Source organism: Vibrio makurazakiensis, assembly GCF_050337375.1.
Classification (GTDB): Bacteria; Pseudomonadota; Gammaproteobacteria; order Enterobacterales; family Vibrionaceae; genus Vibrio; species Vibrio makurazakiensis.
The window spans coordinates 1-4,942 of record NZ_JAKJSW010000270.1 but is presented as its reverse complement, the minus strand read 5'-3'; the positions used below and the strand labels follow the sequence as shown (position 1 = coordinate 4,942).

Annotated in this window: 2 protein-coding genes; one reads left to right on the top strand and one right to left on the bottom strand. The window is 40.5% G+C overall.

Going from position 1 to position 4,942, the window contains the following annotated elements; translation table 11 throughout:
- Positions 1 to 1,333 (bottom strand): type VI secretion system Vgr family protein (locus tag L4C33_RS19690; protein ID WP_428814100.1); only part of this gene is annotated, 1,333 nt, incomplete at its 3' end.
- Between the two features lie 443 nt (positions 1,334 to 1,776).
- Between L4C33_RS19690 and L4C33_RS19685 the strand changes: the two genes are divergently transcribed.
- Entirely contained in the window at positions 1,777 to 4,935 is a 3,159-nt protein-coding gene (locus L4C33_RS19685; protein ID WP_428814099.1) for an HD domain-containing phosphohydrolase, read from the top strand.
- Positions 4,936 to 4,942 lie beyond the last annotated feature (7 nt).

The window sequence follows — 4,942 nt, the reverse complement described above, 5'->3', positions numbered from 1 at the left end:
TGCCTGTAATAATGGGTTGGTCAGGATCTMCGTCAATGAAGCTAACTAAAACTTCTTGTCCAACTCGCGGAATAAACTGAGAACCATAACCACTGCCAGCCATCATTTGAGCGACTCTGACATAGCAACTCGTTTTGTCGCCAGATGCTTCAGTATCCCAGTGGAATTGAATCCGAACTCGGCCCTGTTCATCTTGATTGATCTCACCGGCGGTCGATCCAGCAACAGTAGCGCTTTGTAATCCAAGAACTTTGGCTTTACCTAACGGAGTGGGGTAAGTTGGGATTGCTGAATCACAAACCGTCAAGCGGGCAACACATTGATCATTTGCTAAGTATTTGAAATGCAATTTTTGAACTAAGTAGTCACCAAGCTGAGATTTATCTAAATGACTAGATAGCGAAAACCAGGTGCCCAATTCAAATGCATCATGCTCTGCTTCTACATCGAATGATTGGAAAGATTGTTCGATTTGTTCGATTCGACGCTTAACAAGATTGCTTGCAAGGTCTTCCATACCGCCGGAAATTCCAAGAGTAGGGTAATGTCGTTCGGTCAATTTTGAGTTGTTGGCAAGTTTGTTCCCAGACTTCTTCACTTTACTACTAACTAATTTGCTTTGAGAGTAGTCATAGCTTGTCAGCTCTACACTTGCGCTGTGGAACTCACCTTGAGGCATCCATTTCGAAATCAGTGGGTTACTACCTGATGGGACTTCGATCATATCGAATTTGCTGTTTGCCGCTTTATCGAAAGGGCTTTGAGCATCTTGGAGCATCATTGTGTGATCTGAACTGGAATGCTCGAAGTAGTAATGAATGCCTTCTTCCGCTAATAGGCGGGTTACAAAATCGAAATCACTTTCATTGTATTGAACACAATATTCTCTTTTCGTAGAAGGGGCTGTTCCGAACTTAAATGAGCCACTAAACCCAGCTTGGGTAAAGATATCTGATACGATTTCTTTGGTAGTTTTGCTTTGATAGACACGAAAGGAGTGAGTATGAGTCAACAACCAAAACCAAGGTCTTAAAACGACACTATAGGTTGATTGCTGTAAAGAGCTATCGATACCGACGTTTTGAATTCGAGTAACAATCCCATTAATGGTTTTTGAAAGCGTAGAGCTACCTGAGTCATTACTGAAGCGGTTAACGGTTAACTTTTGGCCAAGAAAATCATTCAAGTCGAAGCTTTTAGCAATGAGATGCAATTCAACTTCAAAGGGGCTCGATAAACTATCAACGAAGGACAGTTCATTAACAACATGCTCATTTTTATAATGGTCAATCGCAATGATCGAGCTTGTCGATGCGGAAATTGTAGACGGCATATAATGTCCCATAGAAAAACGGTGTCTGTAATTTACTCAATATCTTGGTGCTAATTATATGAAATAAAAGATAAGTATTGCCAATACAGATGTTGCGCTTATGTTAGCACTTTAATAGCTAACATATAGCATAAAGTGGCTCTGTTACGCTGAATAGGGGGTAAATACGAGACCAGTTTCTCGCAAAACTTTAACTTGAGGAAAGCGAAGTCTGTGATTTAAAGAGAATGGAGTCGCAAATTAGAGATAATAAAAATTATATTTTTGCGAACGATATAAAATATGTTTCATGGCTAATGGGTCAAGGTATGACCAGTTAGACTGATTACATTACCTTATATGGAATGAGGTGTTGAAAATCTGCGGGACTGTTAACATAATGAGTACACTCGTAATACTTAACGTCAACGTAGTTAGTGCGTAATTTCAAGGATAGAAAAGTAATGAATGATAGGAAGATTTCCCTACGGTTTACGGTCGGGGGAATGTTTTTGCTCGCCACAGTACTTACAGCGTTAGTCGCTGTATCCTTGCAATATTATTTCAGCAAAAAAATGGCGACAGAGCATACGCTTTCAAAGTTGACTATGGCTTCAGAAGAGTTAAGTGACTACGTTAGTTCGCTGGACTCTGATGCCGTCAATACCGCTCGCTTGTTATCCTCAGTAAATAGTTCAATTAGCAGTCAGCTATCTAAAGAAGAAGTAAGATCTATTCTTTCAGAAGCGATTAAAGATAACCCTCTCTTTTACAGTATTTACATTGGTTCATCTAATGATAAGTTTTTCCAAATCATTAACTTGGATGCGTCTCCAATAGTAAGAAATAAAATTTTGGCGACGGAAGACGATCGCTGGGTAGTAATCGAAATTCAAAATATCGATGGTGTAAGAACACGTCAGACGGAATACTTTGATAGTGACTTCAATTTACGAACGAGTGTCAGTAAAGAGAGTAACTACTTCCCGACAACGCGCCCTTGGTATATTTCAGCAAACAAAAGCGTTGTTGAGAAAACACAGCCTTATCTATTCCAGCACCTTCAAATTACTGGGCAGACATACTCTTTAGCATTTGCATCTAAAAACTCAAAAAGTAGTCAGCATGTTATCGGGATAGACATTGTTCTTTCTTCTTTGTCGACAAAAATGTCGGCTTCAGCGCTTGGATTGGCGAAAGATAGCCAAGTCGAGTCTTATCTTTATTCCAAATCAGGCAACATTATTGCGTCCAATCAGGTTAAAACGGCTGACCCAGCTTTAGCTAATGTATCCAAACTCCAATTGACAGAAAGACAGGAAGAGTTGATTCAGGAAGCAGGTTCATTATTGGCATCAAATCAAAATGATTGGGGGCCCATGGATTTTTCTGTATCTGGGAAACCACAGGGTTACTCGATTGAACTGCTTGGTCTTATTGAAAAAATGTCTGGGTTGGATTTCGAGTTCGTTAATGGCTTTACCTGGAAGGCATTAACCTCGAAATTTTCAAGTGATGAACTTGATATGATGCACTCCGTTCAAAAGTACGAAAATAACGGCATTGATGGTGTTTATAGCGATCCTATTTTTGAATTACCTTTCTCTGTAATTACCAGAGTTCAAAGTAAGAACATTCGAAATTATTCAGAGCTAGCCCACAAGAAAGTGGCTATTTTATCTGGTTGGTCCATTACTTCAGCGCTGAGAGAGCAATACCCAAACATTACATTAGTTGAATTTCCAACGATAGAGAGTGCTTTTGATTCCGTAGAGAAAGGGGAGTGCTTTGCGGTATTGGATTCTGAGCCTGTACTAGCATTTGCTCTTGAGCGCTATTTTCATACTGGGTTAGTTATCAGTGAACCGCTGAAGGACTTGGAAGCGTCTTATCCTGCTCAATTTCATATTGTATTACGGGATGAGCATAAGCAGTTAATGCCTATTATTAATCAAGCAATCCAAAATATTACCCCTATACAGCGTAAAGAATTGGAAAAAAAGTGGTTTAACCATAGCGCCGTACAGAAAGAGTCGATGGTTCCTTATTCGGAATTATATGAGATGACAGGTTCTGCCTCGTTAGAAGGTGCGATGACTCAAACAGTAATTAACGGTCAAGTCCAACACCTTTACGTTAGAGCCATTAACATGGGTGAAAACGATAACGAGTATTTTGCTGTCGTTATACCTGAAAAAGAAATCTACAGCACGGTGACGGCTCGTGTCGCTACTTCCATTGGTGTCACGGCACTGCTTATGTGTCTAACTTTACCTGTTGCCTGGGTTTTCGGTGCACCTATCGTTAGGCCGATTCGACAGTTAAGAGAAGAAACAAGCAAGATTAAAAACCGTGCGTATGATGATGTTGAACTCGTTGATACTCGTATTAAAGAGGTTTGGGAGCTTTCTACTGCTATTCAAAGCATGGCTGTTGAGCTAAAGCAGCATGAGCAGACTCAAGAAGAGTTTGTTGAAGCATTTATTAAGCTTATCGCCCAAGCTATCGATGATAAGTCTCCTTACACTGCTGGTCACTGTAATCGTGTCCCAGAGCTTGGAATGATGTTGGCAGATGCAGCAGAGAAGTCCAACAATGATTCGTTTAAAGATTTCAGCTTTGCTAATGATGAAGAAAGGCGTGAGTTTAGAATTGCAGCCTGGCTACATGACTGCGGCAAAATCACGACACCGGAACATATTGTAGATAAAGGCTCGAAGCTAGAAGCAAACTACAACCGTATTCATGAGGTTCGGACTCGTTTTGAAGTTCTATGGCGAGATGCAGAAATCAAAGCCTTGAAATCACTACTCGATGGAGAGACAACTAAAGAAACTGTTGAAGCTGAATTAAAACAAGCTCAGTTGCAACTTACGCAAGACTTTGAATTCATTGCGTCTGCGAACGTTGGTGGTGAGTTTATGGCTGAAGATAAAATTGCACGAGTCAAAGAGATCGCTGCCATCACATGGTTACGTCACTTTGATGACAGCAAAGGTTTATCACCTGTCGAGGAAATGGCAAACGAGAAGCGTTCGTCTATTTATCCGGTTGAAGAACAGCTGCTGTCAGACAAACCTGAACACATTATCAAGCGTGAAAGAGCAGCAGATTTTGACCCTGCTTATGCAATAAAGATGGACGTACCTGAGCATCAATACAATTTGGGGGAAGTGTATAACCTTTGTGTGGCGCGAGGTACATTGACGGCAGAAGATAGATTTAAGATAAACGAGCATATSATCAGTACGATTAAGATGCTTGAGAACCTACCTTTCCCTAAAGAGTTGAGTAGGGTGCCTAGGTACGCTTCAACTCACCATGAGACATTAAAGGGTACTGGTTATCCTCGTAAGCTTTCTGCGGAAGATCTATCGATACCTGAACGAATTCTTGTTATTGCGGACATTTTCGAAGCTCTTACAGCTTCAGACCGTCCATATAAAAAAGCAAAACCAATTAGTGTAGCCGTCGATATTATGTACAAAATGGCTCTGGATGAGCATATGGACATAGAGTTGTTCAGGTTGTTTCTGACAAGTGGGACTCACATTCGAYACGCTGAAGAGTATTTGAAATTAGAACAAATTGACCACGTAAATATAGAAAAATACTTAGTATAAACAAGGG